Source organism: Brenneria uluponensis (genome assembly GCF_032395385.1).
Classification (GTDB): Bacteria; Pseudomonadota; Gammaproteobacteria; order Enterobacterales; family Enterobacteriaceae; genus Prodigiosinella; species Prodigiosinella aquatilis.
On sequence record NZ_CP135917.1, the window covers coordinates 4,009,201 to 4,023,532 of the forward strand.

At 50.1% G+C, this 14,332-nt stretch carries 15 protein-coding genes; 11 read left to right on the forward strand and 4 right to left on the reverse strand.

Translation table 11 applies throughout. From position 1 onward, the window contains the following. The gene (gene queF, locus RS889_RS18565) at positions 1-843 is read left to right on the forward strand and encodes an NADPH-dependent 7-cyano-7-deazaguanine reductase QueF (RefSeq protein WP_021014618.1); all 843 of its coding nucleotides are present in this window, start codon (positions 1-3) and stop codon (positions 841-843) included. A 249-nt stretch (positions 844-1,092) separates the two neighbouring features. Here queF and RS889_RS18570 read toward each other — a convergent pair whose 3' ends face one another. Then, positions 1,093-2,004, reverse strand: coding sequence for a LysR family transcriptional regulator (locus RS889_RS18570; protein ID WP_315708318.1), 912 nt, complete (start codon positions 2,002-2,004; stop codon positions 1,093-1,095). 109 nt (positions 2,005-2,113) lie between these two features. On the opposite strand from RS889_RS18570, the gene RS889_RS18575 reads away from it, so the two are divergent. After that, a complete protein-coding gene (locus RS889_RS18575) occupies positions 2,114-3,193 on the forward strand; it encodes a tartrate dehydrogenase (RefSeq protein WP_315708319.1) in 1,080 nt (359 codons plus the stop codon). A 56-nt stretch (positions 3,194-3,249) separates the two neighbouring features. Here the strand turns inward: RS889_RS18575 and azuC are convergent, their stop codons facing one another. Then, complete coding sequence (azuC, locus tag RS889_RS23880; RefSeq protein ID WP_369685791.1) at positions 3,250-3,327, reverse strand: stress response protein AzuC; 78 nt, start codon at positions 3,325-3,327, stop codon at positions 3,250-3,252. 293 nt (positions 3,328-3,620) lie between these two features. Here azuC and RS889_RS18580 point away from each other — a divergent pair, with 293 nt between their 5' ends. The 9 genes from RS889_RS18580 (at position 3,621) to RS889_RS18620 (ending at position 11,567) form a co-directional block, all read left to right on the forward strand. After that, positions 3,621-4,814 (forward strand): multidrug efflux MFS transporter, encoded by a 1,194-nt coding sequence (locus tag RS889_RS18580; protein ID WP_037380628.1) that lies wholly within the window; start codon positions 3,621-3,623, stop codon positions 4,812-4,814. 47 nt (positions 4,815-4,861) lie between these two features. Continuing rightward, the gene (locus RS889_RS18585) at positions 4,862-5,038 is read left to right on the forward strand and encodes a hypothetical protein (protein ID WP_315708320.1); all 177 of its coding nucleotides are present in this window, start codon (positions 4,862-4,864) and stop codon (positions 5,036-5,038) included. A 105-nt stretch (positions 5,039-5,143) separates the two neighbouring features. Beyond that, entirely contained in the window at positions 5,144-6,373 is a 1,230-nt protein-coding gene (locus RS889_RS18590; protein ID WP_315708321.1) for an ABC transporter substrate-binding protein, read from the forward strand. A gap of 157 nt (positions 6,374-6,530) precedes the next feature. Further along, positions 6,531-7,403, forward strand: coding sequence for a carbohydrate ABC transporter permease (locus RS889_RS18595; RefSeq protein ID WP_315708322.1), 873 nt, complete (start codon positions 6,531-6,533; stop codon positions 7,401-7,403). Beyond that, positions 7,400-8,227 carry a carbohydrate ABC transporter permease gene (locus tag RS889_RS18600; protein ID WP_315708323.1) on the forward strand — a complete coding sequence of 276 codons (828 nt, stop codon included), beginning with the start codon at positions 7,400-7,402 and terminating at the stop codon, positions 8,225-8,227. The genes RS889_RS18595 and RS889_RS18600 overlap by 4 nt, the downstream gene beginning before the upstream one ends. A 9-nt stretch (positions 8,228-8,236) precedes the next feature. Then, on the forward strand, positions 8,237-9,316 hold the full coding sequence (locus RS889_RS18605; protein ID WP_315708324.1) for an ABC transporter ATP-binding protein: 1,080 nt from the start codon (positions 8,237-8,239) through the stop codon (positions 9,314-9,316). A 1-nt stretch (position 9,317) separates the two neighbouring features. Further along, positions 9,318-10,082 (forward strand): MBL fold metallo-hydrolase, encoded by a 765-nt coding sequence (locus tag RS889_RS18610; protein WP_315708325.1) that lies wholly within the window; start codon positions 9,318-9,320, stop codon positions 10,080-10,082. Further along, entirely contained in the window at positions 10,079-11,065 is a 987-nt protein-coding gene (locus RS889_RS18615; protein ID WP_315708326.1) for a LacI family DNA-binding transcriptional regulator, read from the forward strand. Before RS889_RS18610 ends, RS889_RS18615 begins: the two co-directional genes overlap by 4 nt. Positions 11,066-11,414: 349 nt before the next feature. Continuing rightward, positions 11,415-11,567 (forward strand): putative selenium delivery protein YdfZ, encoded by a 153-nt coding sequence (locus RS889_RS18620; RefSeq protein WP_051391461.1) that lies wholly within the window; start codon positions 11,415-11,417, stop codon positions 11,565-11,567. 104 nt (positions 11,568-11,671) lie between these two features. On the opposite strand, the gene RS889_RS18625 is transcribed toward RS889_RS18620, so the two are convergent. Beyond that, complete coding sequence (locus tag RS889_RS18625; protein WP_021014607.1) at positions 11,672-12,358, reverse strand: GntR family transcriptional regulator; 687 nt, start codon at positions 12,356-12,358, stop codon at positions 11,672-11,674. A gap of 342 nt (positions 12,359-12,700) precedes the next feature. After that, entirely contained in the window at positions 12,701-14,194 is a 1,494-nt protein-coding gene (locus RS889_RS18630; RefSeq protein WP_315708327.1) for an MFS transporter, read from the reverse strand. Between the last annotated feature and the right edge of the window lie 138 nt (positions 14,195-14,332).

Consider the following 14,332-nt stretch of genomic DNA (forward strand, 5'->3'; position numbering starts at 1 on the left):
ATGCATATTACGGAAAAAGATCACATCACACATTTGGGCGTCCGCTCCCATTATCCAGACCAGTACTCACCCCAGTTGCTGGAAGCCTTACCCCGCGCCCGTGGCCGGGAAGTGATTGGTTTGAATACGCCGGCGTTACCGTTTACCGGATACGACTTATGGACAGCATTTGAGCTTTCATGGCTGAATAATAAAGGCAAACCCGTGGTGGGAATTGCGGAATTTATTATTCCCGCCAGCTCTGAAAACCTGATTGAGTCAAAATCATTCAAACTTTACCTTAACAGCCTCAATCAGACCCGTTTCCGAGACCTTGAAACCCTGCTCGCGACCTTAATCAACGATTTGTCTGAAGCCGCCAAGGGAGATGTCAAGGTTACGCTGTACCCTGGATTATCTGGTTACCCTTCGGCTATTGATACACTGCCCGGTATCAATATTGACGATCTGGATATTGAAGTGAACAACTATGACTTTAATCCGGATTATCTGAAATACGCCATATCCGAAAAATCAGACGATATCGCTGAAACACTATGCTCCAATTTACTGAAATCCAACTGTCTAGTGACCTATCAGCCTGACTGGGGCAGCGTCGTCATTAACTATGAAGGTAAGCAGATCGATCGAGAATGTCTGCTACGTTATCTGATCTCTTTTCGTCAGCATAATGAGTTTCATGAACAGTGCGTGGAAAGGATCTTCAATGATATCAAACGCTACTGCCAACCTCAGAAACTGACCGTGTTTGCCCGTTATACGCGACGTGGCGGACTGGACATCAACCCATTCCGCAGTGATTTCGAAGAAAAAACAACGACGGGACGCCTGATTCGTCAATAAACCGCTATACCCCAAATAATTCGAGTTGCAGGAAGGCGGAAAGAGAGTGAATCCCGAGGAGCTTACTCAGGTAAGTGATTCGGGTGAACGAACGCAGCCAACACACCTGCAACTTGAAGTATGACGGGTATAACCTTTCCGCCTACGGTTAAACTGAGTCATGCCCGTGCAATACCGGGCATGACGCGATAGAACAATAAAAAAATATATCAACAACCTGGGATGTTCCAGTGTAAACGGGGATAGCGTCTAATCAGTTGCCTCAGTTACCCCTTTCACCATCAAATGCTGCTTCAGGTAGAGAATAAACGTATTAATACGCACCGGTACATGACGGCGATGCTGATAAACCGCATAAATATCCGCATCAGGCGTTTTGAAATCCGTCAGCAGCGCCACCAGTTCCCCCCGTTCGAGATGAGCCTTCACATCCCAGAAAGAGCGCAGGATAATACCTTGCCCATCCAACGCATAATGCACAATCGTTTCACCATCATTGCTGGAAAGGTTGCCGAAAGCACGATGTGTCAGCTCCTCACCGTCCCGATAAAAACGCCATAACGCATAGTCACTCTCATACTGACGCAGCACCAGGCAATTATGGGCAACCAGCTCCGCTACCGTTGTCGGTGTTCCGGCACGTTCAAGATAGGCAGGTGCTGCGCACAATATGCGGGGATTACTCATCAGTTTATGAGCAATCAAGCGGGAGTCCGGTGGCTCCCCCACCCGGATATCAATATCAACCCCGGCATCCAACATGTTTACTGGCAAGCTCGCTAGCCGAAGTTGTATCTCCAGTTCAGGATGCTGCTGGGAAAAGGAGGAAATCAGTGGTGCGACATACCGTCGGCCAAAACCAAAAGAGGCATTGATGGTTAACTTACCGCGTAACGCCAGTTGATTACGGCCCACCACACTTTCCAGCTCTTCAATCTCATTCAGTATCGGTAGCGCCCCTTCAGCATAAAGTTGTCCTTCCGGGGTCAAATCCAGGCGTCGGGTCGTTCGTTGAATCAACTGCACACCCAAACGGTGTTCAAGCCGAGTCAATCGTTTACTGACTGCGGGCAGTGACACGCCCTGTTCCCGTGCCACGGCAGTCAGGCTGCCAAGAAACGCGATGCGACTGAAAAACAGCAGATCATCAATAGCACTCATGCATTCTTCTCTTTAATTCAACAATGACTTGCTCATAAGGCGAATTGTTTACATAAGACAGAGTAAATACACTGGTTCCTACGTTAGTACAACCACACAGGAATCTCTGATGTCTGCACCTCACTACAAAATTGCTGTTATTCCCGGCGATGGAATTGGCAAAGAAGTCATGCCGGAAGGCGTACGGGTGATGGATCGCGCCGCACAACAATTCGGTTTGAACATCCAATGGGAATGGTTCGATTTCGCCAGCGCCGATTACTATCTCAAGCATGGCAAAATGATGCCGGATAACTGGTTTTCCCTGCTGAAAGACGTTGATGCTATTTATTTCGGCGCTGTTGGCTGGCCGGAAGTGGTAGCGGACCACGTGTCACTCTGGCAATCCCTGTTGTTGTTTCGTCGCGAGTTTGATCAGTACGTCAATCTACGTCCTTGCCGCTTGATGCCGGGGGTAAAAACGCCACTGGCCGGACGTCATCCGGGGGATATCGATTTCTATATCGTGCGCGAGAATACCGAAGGGGAGTACTCCAGCGTTGGAGGTACGATGTTCGCCGGTACTGATCGGGAAGTAGTGATACAGGAAACAGTAATGACCCGCGTCGGGGTTGATCGCATTCTGAAATTCGCTTACGAGCTGGCGATGCGTCGTCCTAAAAAACACCTCACATCGGCGACCAAATCCAATGGTATCGCTATCACCATGCCATATTGGGATAGCCGTGTCGCAGAGATGGGGAAAAACTATCCGCAGGTCACGGTGGATAAATTCCATATCGATATCCTCAGCGCCAACTTTGTACTGCATCCGGACTGGTTTGATGTGGTGGTTGCCAGTAACCTGTTTGGCGATATTCTTTCCGACCTTGGTCCGGCCTGTACCGGCACCATTGGCATTGCACCATCGGCCAACATCAACCCGGCCCGAAATTTTCCCAGCCTGTTTGAACCGGTACATGGTTCAGCGCCGGATATCGCGGGGAAAGGCATTGCCAATCCGATTGGTCAAATATGGTGTGGCGCGATGATGCTGGAACACTTAGGGCATTTCGATGCCGGTGCAGCGGTATTGAAAGCAATTGAAACTGTGCTGGCGCAAGGGCCGGAACAGGCGCCACTGACGCGAGATCTGGGAGGGAAAGGCAATACTGAATCATTGGGAAGAGCGATTGCTGACGCACTGTAAGTGAGAATCGAGAAAACACAAAAAAAGGCCGCTAAACGGCCTTTTTCATAGAAATATTAATGCATGGCGCCAGGAGGAACATCTTTATAGACGTTGACATAAGCGGCCAGGATTTTTTTCAGTAATTTACGCACGTTGATTACCTTGGTTTACGTTGTTGTCTTGTTACTTACCGGTGAAATATTCTACTGAATGTTGATAAACACCACAATATTTTTGTGATATGCATCACAAAAATATTCATGTATTCATCTTCTGGTGTATTAATAACGCGACATATGCTGGTTTTTAGGACCTAAAATCAGACAAGTTTTAACGTACTGATGTAACCTGTTTCGTTATTCTTTGATATATAAAAGCATTTCACGATGACATAAAAACAGCCATACTAGTACTTCGCCGCCTAAGTCATTACCATTCTTATCTTATGGAAACATGGAAACTCAATCTCTTCTCTGCCTGGCTAGGATGCTTTTTCACCGGCATGGCAATGAGCCAGATCCTACCTTTTCTACCACTGTATATAGAACAGCTTGGCGTCACTGATCATGCGTCACTGAATCTCTGGTCTGGTCTGGTTTTCAGCTCATCCTTTCTGGTTTCAGCCATTGTCGCACCGCTATGGGGAAGTCTGGCTGATCGTAAAGGCCGCAAGCTGATGCTGTTGCGGGCCGCGCTGGGGATGGCGATCGTCATGTGTCTACAAGGTTTGGCAACCAACGTCTGGCAACTGTTTTTCCTGCGCGCGGCAATGGGCCTGACATCCGGTTTCATTCCCAATGCCATGGCGTTGATTGCCTCGCAAGTGCCACGCACCAAAAGCGGCTGGGCACTGGGAACACTCTCCACCGGGCAAGTTTCTGGCGTGATTATTGGCCCGCTGCTAGGGGGGTTCATGGCGGATCACCTCGGGCTACGGCTGGTATTCTTCGTCACTGGCGGCATGTTGTTCATCAGCTTTTTAATCACGCTATTCGCTATCAAAGAGAGTGTTATCAAAGTCAGTAAAGCCGACCGGCTAAGTGGAAAGGCGGTGTTCTCCACGTTGCCTTTTCCAATGCTGATTATCAGTTTGTTCTTCACCACCATGATGATCCAGATGGCAAACGGCTCGATCAGCCCTATTCTGACGCTATTTATCCGTAATCTCTCGCCCGGTATTGATAATATTGCCTTTATCAGTGGCGTCATTGCCTCCGTCCCAGGTATTTCCGCATTGATATCAGCGCCCCGGCTCGGCCGGTTAGGTGACAGAATTGGTTCTCAGCGAGTGCTGATTGTCGCGTTGATTTTCTGTGCCTTGCTATTTTTCCTGATGTCTTCCGTGCAAAATGCCACACAGTTGGGTATTTTGCGCTTCCTGCTCGGGTTCGCCGACGGTGCCCTGATGCCCGCTGTACAGACCTTGCTGGTTAAATACAGTAGCCAGCAGGTAACGGGTCGTATCTTTGGTTATAACCAGTCTTTTGGCTATATGGGCAATGTCGTCGGCCCGCTGCTCGGTTCCAGCATTTCCGCCATGGTAGGCTACCGCTGGGTATTTTTGGTGACGGCTCTGCTGGTACTGATCAACATGCTACAGTTGCTCATCAGTTTCCGCCGTCTGCCAAGAAAAACCTGATGTTCCAGACTGTTGGCTAACCGATGTATGGCGTCAGAACGGTGATAATGGGAAAGAAGAGTAATGCATCTGCGCCAATACTGGCGCGGATTGAAGCTTACAAAGATGTACTTGCAGCGTCTTTACTCTCTCCCCATTATCGCGGCTACTTGCACTTTGCCATCAAACGCATGTTCTTTATTCTCCATACCCTACACGCCGATAGCCAGGTTATAGCGGCTTAGTTGTCGCATCGCAGACTCTTCATCTGCCTTTCATGATTTTGTCATCTTCCTCCTCAAAGATAGCGCCTGTGCAAACGTATGCACTCCTGAAAAAAGGCGCTCACTATGTTTGGCAAGAAACCACTTTCACGTTTTATTCTCGCTTCCGGGCTGCTGTTTAGCCTGATAGGCCACGCAGCAGATTTGGTCATCGCTGGCCGCGATGACGTTTATGGCAAAGCACTCGACAGCACACTGACCCGTTTCCAGCAGAAACACCCCGGCAAGCAGATTGAACTGCTTAAGCTGCCCTACGGCAACCTGTATGAAAAACTGGTCATCTCCATGCGTGAAAACGCATCAGCCTACGATCTGGTATTGATGGACGATACCTGGAGTCCTGAGTTTGCAGGTAACGGCTGGCTGCAACCGCTACCGAAAAAGATGCAGAGCAATGACTTTATCCCGGCGGTGATGGACATCTCCCGTGTGCCGGAAAAAACCGGCCCGGCATACAGTTTACCGGTAGTCGGTAACGTAGAAATGTTTGCCCTGCGCAAGGATCTGTTCGACAAACATCAGCTTAAAGCCCCCACCAGTTGGGACGATGTGTTGAGCAGTGCGAAAATCCTGCAACAACAGGAACCCGGTATATCCGGCGTGGTGTTCCGCGGCATGAAAGGCAACCCGATCGTCTCTGGTTTTATGCCTATTCTGTGGGCCTACAACGGCGCAGTGGTTAAAGATGGTAAAGCTGCGCTGGATTCCCCACAGGCGTTACAAGCCCTGAAAACCTTCATCGCGTTAAAAGCGTTCGCGCCAACTGGTGTAGATGTTTATAACGCCGCCGATGTCCGTCAGTCGCTGGAGCAAGGTAAAGCAGCGATGGCGATTGAAGTGTGGCCGGCATGGGCGGCGGCGCTGGATAACCCGGACAAATCCAAGGTCGTAGGTAAGGTTGAATTACAACCGGCACCCGGACAGGTTGCCGGCCCATCCCCTATGCTAGGCATCTGGCAGATGGCGATTACCAAAAACAGCCAACACAGCAAGCTGGCGCAAGAATTCCTGACCTACCTCACCAGTGCTGAAAATCAGAAAGCGTTGGCGCTGGAACTGGGACTTCCGCCGACCCGCCGCAGTGTTTATCAGGATAAGCAGATTATCCAGAAATACCGCTGGTATCCGGCACAGTTGACCGCACTGGAAGCGGGCAGAGCCCGCCCACGGATCCGTAACTGGCAGGAAGTAGAAAGTATTCTGGGCGACTATCTGCAACTGGCGTTGATGGATCAAATGCCAGCGCAGGTCGCACTGCAACAAGCTAACCAGAAAATTGCCCAGGCGCTGAAATAATCCGCCGCTGCCGACAACGCGATCCCTGCCACGCGGGGATCGCGTTAAACGCAATACTGCGGTGGAAACAGGACTCCTGCCTGCGCAGGTGTGACACCCAGGCTAACCGCCGAGTTCAACCGGCGGTATCCGTGATTTGATGGCTGAAGGACACTCCATGCTTTTTGATTCCCGCTGGCAGCGCTGGCTGTTACTGCTCCCCGCCACGTTACTGCTGGCAGCGCTCACGCTCTACCCTATCGGACAAATGTTGCTCTATTCGTTCAGCCATGTCGATTATGCCTCCGCGAGCCATCACTGGGTGGGCTGGAATAACTACCGCCAGTTATTCAATGACTGGTTCTTCACCACCAGCCTGAAAAATACGCTGTTGTTCTCACTGGGCAGTTCACTGTTGCAGGTCTTGCTTGGTCTGGTACTGGCGCTGCTGCTGTATCGCCACTTTCCTGGTCGCCAGTGGGTTCTGAGCCTGATGATTTATCCGATGATGCTGTCCACGCTGGTCTGTTCCGCTATCTGGCGCGTCTGGTTTCACTATGATTTTGGCCTGCTGAATAACTGCCTGACATCGCTGGGCCTGATGCCGGTGGAGTGGCTCTCCAACCCACACATCGCCTTATTATCACTGATGCTGGTGGATATCTGGCAGTGGACGCCGATGGCCTGCCTGATCATCCTGGCAGGATTGCAGTCAATCCCCAAAGAGCTGCTGGAAGCAGCACAAAGTGACGGTGCCAACGGCTGGCGACGTTTGTGGTATGTCACGCTACCGCTTATTCGTCAACCTATTTTGCTGGCGCTACTACTGCGCTCCATCGACACCTTCAAACTGTTTGACAAGGTCTATGCGTTGACCGGCGGCGGCCCCGGCTACGCCACAGAGACGCTGTCACTGTACATCTATCAGCAAGGATTCAAGTTTTTTAATCTGGGGCTGGCCAGCGCCGGAGCCGTCATCATGTTGTTGTGTGCCAGCGTGATGAGCCTGACATATGCCTGGCAATTGATGCGCAAAGGAGAACCCCAATGACACGTTTTTCCTGGTTATCGATCTTGCGCGCCACGGCCATTATCACGGCGATGCTGTTTTTTACTCTACCGATTATCTGGATGGCATCGGCGGCCTTTAAGTCTACCGCCGAATTTTCCAGCCGACACAGTCCCTTCTGGCCACAGCACTGGACACTGACCCACATCACTACCTTGCTGGCAAACGGCTTTGTAGACCGGCTGATCAACACACTGCTGGTCGCAGGCGGCGCTACCGCACTGTCCCTGCTGGTCGGGTTTATGGCGGCTTATACGCTGGCGCGTCACCGTTTTCCGGCACGACTGGACACGCTGTTTCTGTTGCTGGTATTGCTGATCAAAATGATGCCGCCGATTGTGGTGGCTATCCCGTTGTTCTCATTACTGAAAACGCTGCATCTGCTGAATAGCCTCGCCGGATTGGTACTGGTATATCAGGTTTATACGCTACCATTCTGTATCTGGATGCTGCTGAGTTTTATCCGTGAGATCCCACTGACACTGGAAGAGGCCGCGGCGATGGATGGCGCCAACCTGTGGCGACGTCTGCGCTACATCGTCATCCCCGCCTGCGCGCCTGGTCTGGTGGCAACCGCCATTTTCACCCTGATCATCGCCTGGAACGAATTTCTCTTTGCCCTGCTTTATCTGCAAACACCGCAGCAGTTCACACTGCCACTGTTCATCGCCAATTTTATGACGGAAAACCAGGTGTACTGGGGAGAGCTGATGAGTATCGGCCTGCTCTCATCACTGCCGGTGCTGCTGGTGGCGGGTTTTGTTCAACGTTATTTGTTACGCGGCTTTGCCGTTAGCCAGAAATAGGAATCCGGGATGAGTGAATTACAGTTACACCACATCACCAAAGGCTTTGGCAAACAGTCGGTGCTGAATGATATCGATCTGCACATCAATCACGGCGAATTGATGGTATTTGTCGGCCCTTCCGGCAGCGGTAAATCCACATTGTTGCGGATTATCGCCGGGCTGGAACAGCAGGACAACGGCCACATCCTGCTGGATGGCGAGGATATTTCCCGTCAGGCACCAGGACGGCGTGAAATGGCGATGGTATTTCAGTCCTACGCGCTCTATCCCCATATGACGGTAGCGGAAAACATGGGCTTTGCGTTGAAGATGGTCGGCGAGAAACAACCGGTGATTGCGGAAAAAGTCGCGCGGGTGGCAGAGATGCTTCAGCTCACACCACTTCTGAAACGCAAACCCGCTGCGCTCTCCGGCGGACAACGCCAGCGGGTGGCTATTGGTCGAGCCATCGTGCGTAAACCACGTTTATTCCTGTTCGATGAACCGCTCTCTAATCTGGATGCCAGACTCAGAACCCACACTCGTGTACAGCTCAAAGCGCTGCATCAGCAACTGGCCGCCACAATGATTTACGTAACACACGATCAGGTGGAAGCCATGACATTGGCTGATCGGATCGTGGTATTGCATAACGGTAGCATCGCCCAGATTGGCACGCCGGAAGAGTTATATCACCGGCCCGCCAACCGGTTTGTGGCCGGATTTATCGGTTCGCCGGAAATGAACTTCTTCCCGATCATCGCCGAACAACCGCTGGCGCCGTGGTTGCAACGGCTGTCATTGACCAATACGGCCGCCGTCACGGTAGGCGTGCGCCCGGATGCCTTTGAAATCATCGATAGCGTACCGACTTTTCAAGTGGATCTGCTGGAAAGTCTGGGTGCGGTATACCACCTGCATGGTCACTTTATTCATGAACCGCACATTACGGCGGTGGTGGAAACCCGTCAGACAGTTAAGCCAGGGAACCGACTGGCGCTTAATGTCAATTTATCTCGCTGCCACTGGTTTGACGTAGCAGGCAATCGCCTGACTTCCCCTGCTGTTTCCTGTAGCGCAACGCAGAAAACCGGAAAGGGAATGTAATATGGAACTGGATATTCTAGGTAGCGGGGAAGCCTACGACAGTCAGCGGATCAATGCCTCTATACGGCTCATCAAAGGGGATTTTCAGTTACTGATCGACTGCGGACCAACGGTGCCCCAGGCACTCTGGCAACGGCAGATCCAGCCGGATCAGATTCAGGCGGTCTACTTTACCCATTGTCACCCCGACCATGTGCTGGGCTTCACGACCTGGTTGAACTGGTGCGAGTCTTGTGGACGCACTGCACCACTACAAGCTATTGCGCCCCGTCAACAACTGACTCAGTTACAAGCGCTGGCGGATTTCGCTTTTTGGCCCGCCAACCGGCCACAGTTCGCTATCCATTGGCTGGCAACCGATCAGTTGCACACCCTTGGCCCGTGGCAATGCCAGACCGCCGCCACACGCCACTCAGTACCTAACGTATCACTGCTACTAACCGGGCCAGAAGGTTCGCTGTTTTACAGTGGCGATGGAGCGTTGTCTCCGAAGAGTGAAGCGTTACTCGCGCAAGCGGATATGGCGCTGGTGGAGTGTTTTTCCGTACAGGACAGTGCCTCGCCTTATCATGGCTCCTGGTCAGAGATCCAACACTTTACCCGCAAACCAGATGCCATGCTGGGGCTTTATCACGTTCAGCAAATGCAAAAACCCTTACTTCAACAAACGCTGAAGCAGACAAAGCAGGTATTCCTACCCGAGCAAGGGGAACGCTGGCAACTGCATAATGGCATCTGGCTACCTATCGCAGGAAGACAATCATGACGGTAAAACGTGTCACATCCATTGACGTCGCCCGCTGTGCGGGGGTTTCGCCTTCCGCCGTATCTCGCACGTACACAGCGCAGCACAAGGTCAGCCCGACAACCCGAGCCAAAGTTCTGGCAGCAGCGGAAACGCTGGGGTATCGCCCCAATGCGCTGGCGCGGGCGCTGGTAAATTCCGGACGCCAGGGCTCTGGCATTATCGCCGTGGTGATGAGCGAGTTCGACAATCCGTTTCAGCCCTATCTATTTTGCCTGTTAACCCAGGCGTTACAACGACATGGCTTCGTGCCCATGCTGATCACCGTTATCGAACCATGTGATATTCGAGCCCAGTTGCAACAGGCACTCTCCTATCAAGTGGAAGCCGCGATTATCTCAGCCGGCAGTCTGTCACAGCACACCACTGAACGTTGTCTGGAACTGAATCTGCCCATGGTACTGATGGGCCGCGAGGATAAGCGTGAAACCATTACTGCTGTGTTGTCCGATAACCGGATGGCCGGACAACTGGCGGCAGACTATCTGGTCAGTCTTGGTCTGACCCAGTTGGCGTTTATCAGTGGCCGGCAAGATGGACAGGCTTCGCAGGAACGACTGGCTGGTTTCTGCGCCGCACTGCAACAATGCGGATTGCCATCGCCGTATATCATGATCAATCAGGATTACGCTTATCACAGCGGGTATCGCGCCATGAAGCAGCTGTTGCAATGCTATCCCGCGACTGAAGGCGTGTTTTGCGCCTGCGACGCACTGGCGTTTGGCGCGTTGGATGCCCTGCGACTGGAAGGTGGCGACACACAGAAAATTATCGGCTGCGATGACACACCGATGGCAGCGTGGGAAGGTTACCGACTGACCACGATCCGCCAGCCGGTGGAGCAGTTGGTAGAACAGGTACTGGTGAATCTGGAACAGGTACTGAATGGCACCGTCAGCGGTGGGGCTACGGTGCGTATCAAGCCAACGCTGGTAGTACGTTAATATGAAACGACTGAACGACAATAATGGGTACCGTGGCAATAAACCAGGTGAATTCCTGGGAGTTGACTCCATGACAAATCCACCAGAAGCCGATTTGAACGCAGTGTGCAGCCGCCCCGTAGAAACGAGGCCCATGAATGGGGCAAGTGTAACTGGGGAACGACACAATACACCGGCAGTTTGACAGATGACGGGTATAGAACCATTTTTTATAATCCGACTAATGTTCTGGCACCGATTCCTCTCACGCAGTAGGATCAAAGACGGTTTTTGTGGTCAAACGAAGGAGGTTATTGTGTACACAGCGTATGACAGATACAGAAATCCACTCAACCCCGGTTGTCGGGTGATGCAAAACGGTTCTCATCTGGTGGGTACTATTGCCGCTATTCACGACGAAAAGTTGAAACGTGAAGAGGTCCGTAAAGCAAAATGTGTTGAGCTGAAAAACGTGGATGGCTATTTCGCACCAGAAGAGCTGATGCGTCTTGGGGGAGACTAAACCACGTTTATCGGGCGTCGTTCTGTCGCCCGATAATCATGTTTTCCGTCACATATTTTTTCTCATTATCCGCAATAAATCCCACCGCACACCTAAAACCCGCATCAGAAATGCTCGAACCAGTCGCGATTCTGTTGGGCAATCGGGGTGATGGAATAGATCATTTCCTGAAGGTGTATACGAATGGCATTCTCCGCATCATCCGCATTGTGGGCTTTCAACGCGTTGAAAATCTGGTAATGCTGCTGAATCAGACTCTGTGGCGGTGATACCTGGCTCAGACTGAGGAAACGAACTCGGTCCATGGTGGACTTAATGGAATCTATCGTATCCCATGCCAACGGACAACTCGCCATCTGGGTCAAAAGGCGGTGAAAATCATCGTCAAGGTTAAGAAATTCCCGCATCTGGTTGTTTTGCGCGGCCAGCTCCTGCCGGTGCAAATTATGTTCCAGAATCAGCAGTTGTTCATCCGTCGCCGCTTCAGCAGCACGACGGGCAACGGCACACTCTATCGCCTGCCGAATGAACCTCGCTTCGGCAACCCGCTGCTCCGAAATTTTCATCACAAAAGTACCGCGCTGGGGCAATATCTGCACCAAACCAGCTTCGGCCAATTTGATAAACGCCTCACGGACTGGCTGTCGAGAAACATCAAAACGCGTAGATATTTCCTTTTCGGATAACAACGTACCCGGAGGAATACTGCACTCAACGATATCTTTACGCAGCAAACGATATATTTGCTGATTTATCGGCTCATTGTTGTTGATCTGAGAAGATGTATCCATACCACACAGTGATTTATTCAAGAAATTTATCAATCATGATACATGTATAATCAAGACGATATCCATCTTCTTTTCCCAGCATTACATCAATCTGGCGTTAATCATCATCACGCCCATATTTTATTGAATGCATGTAAATTTGGCTCAGTCTATACTCAAAATAATTCGAGGTGCAGGAAGGCGGCAAGTGAGCGAATCCCGATGAGCTTACTCAGGTAAGTGATTCGGGTGAGCGAACGCAGCCAACACACCTGCAACTTGAAGTATGACGGGTATATATGGAGGAACACTATACCGTCGGCAAGTGACGGTATAGTGGAGTGTGTATCTGAACAAGGAAGGTTAGTCTGTCCAGACTTTTTCATATTTATAACCGGTTAAATCTTCAACAACCTGTTTGGTATTTACATCTACGGTTTGTTTACTACCGTGATCTCTTAAACGTTCAACTTCATTGACCAGAATAGTGTGTGTTTTCTTATTCAATCTAAAGGTCAACGCGATCATTAATGCCAGAACTAATAAAATCCCCGTTCCCATAAACAGTAGTAAGGAAATTGTTTTTATCGCTTCTGGTGATTGAATGCTACTACCCGTTACAAACCCACCTTCCTGCAAAACCACCCCGACAATAAAGGTAGCGATAGCAACGGTGGTTTTTCTGGAAAATGTCATTACTGCGGCAAATAACCCTTCGCGCCTTTTTTTCGTAATGGCTTCGTCTACATCCGGGATAAAGGGAAAGACATTCCAGGGAGTGAACTCCAGCACACATCGTCCAACCTGATAAATACCTGCAATGACAAACAACAGCATGATTTTTGACTGTGGTTCATAAACATACACCGCATACAGGCCCCCCAGACACAGCAACATGACGGAATAGGCAAATATATACAGTCTGGACGGTCCATACTTGATCATAGCCAGACCGGCCAACAGCGTCACCGGCAACCCGATAATACTTAATGACAGCAAACTGGCTGCCACAGAAGAAGAAATACTCAAACAATATACACAGAAGAAAACAAATACGGTGTTATAGATGTCTTTAGCCGTAAACGACAGTAAGTAGATGGCTAAATGTTTCCTGAATGCTCTGACTTTTAAAGTAGAAGCATATTCGGCCCACAGATTACAAAAACGAGTGAACTGTTCTCCAAGCGTCCTCTTCTGAGTGGCTTCCGGGGACTCTAATACCGCCTTCATCTCATCCGTCAATTCACGTTCCCAGGTGACTTTATAAGAGATAAATACACAGATGGCGAACAAAATAGCGAAAAACAAACCATTCACAAAATAGGCCGATGGGTTATGTTCCCCAAAATGGCTAATCAACAAACCAGGGATAAAGGTTGCCAGAAATGTCCCGACTGCCGATAAAAACATGCGGCATGTTGACAGTTTGGTACGCTGATTAAAATCTTTGGTCATTTCCGATGGCAGCGTTTCCCATGGTATCAATACCATGGCTGCAATCACTTCAAATAATAGATAAACCGTCAGATAGAACCAGTAGTTCATACCATTCACCCACAAGAGGGTATAAACCAGCATTAATGGTGTGCCAATTAGCAGGAAAAATCTCCGCCTGCCAAATTTCTTGCCGAAATAATTCTTGTAAAAATGGTCGGTAAAGCTACCCATAAACAAGCTGATTATCGCATCGACAATACGGGCGATCGCAACAATTGACGCGGCTTCTATAGGTGTTAAACCAACAAATGTGGTATAGAAAAATAACAACCAGGCACCGATAACCGTAAAGGCGCCTCCACCCATAATATCTGTTAACCCATAGCCGATGCCAATGGGTACGGTAACTTTTTTAGACATTCTATTAAGCCTCTATTTGCAAAAAATTATACGCAATGAAGATATCGTGGTAAAAATGTTTTTTTAATAAGGCCATCAGATACAGAGAAAAAATCATCTTCATATCTAACTTATTTGAACATCATCATTTTCACCTGG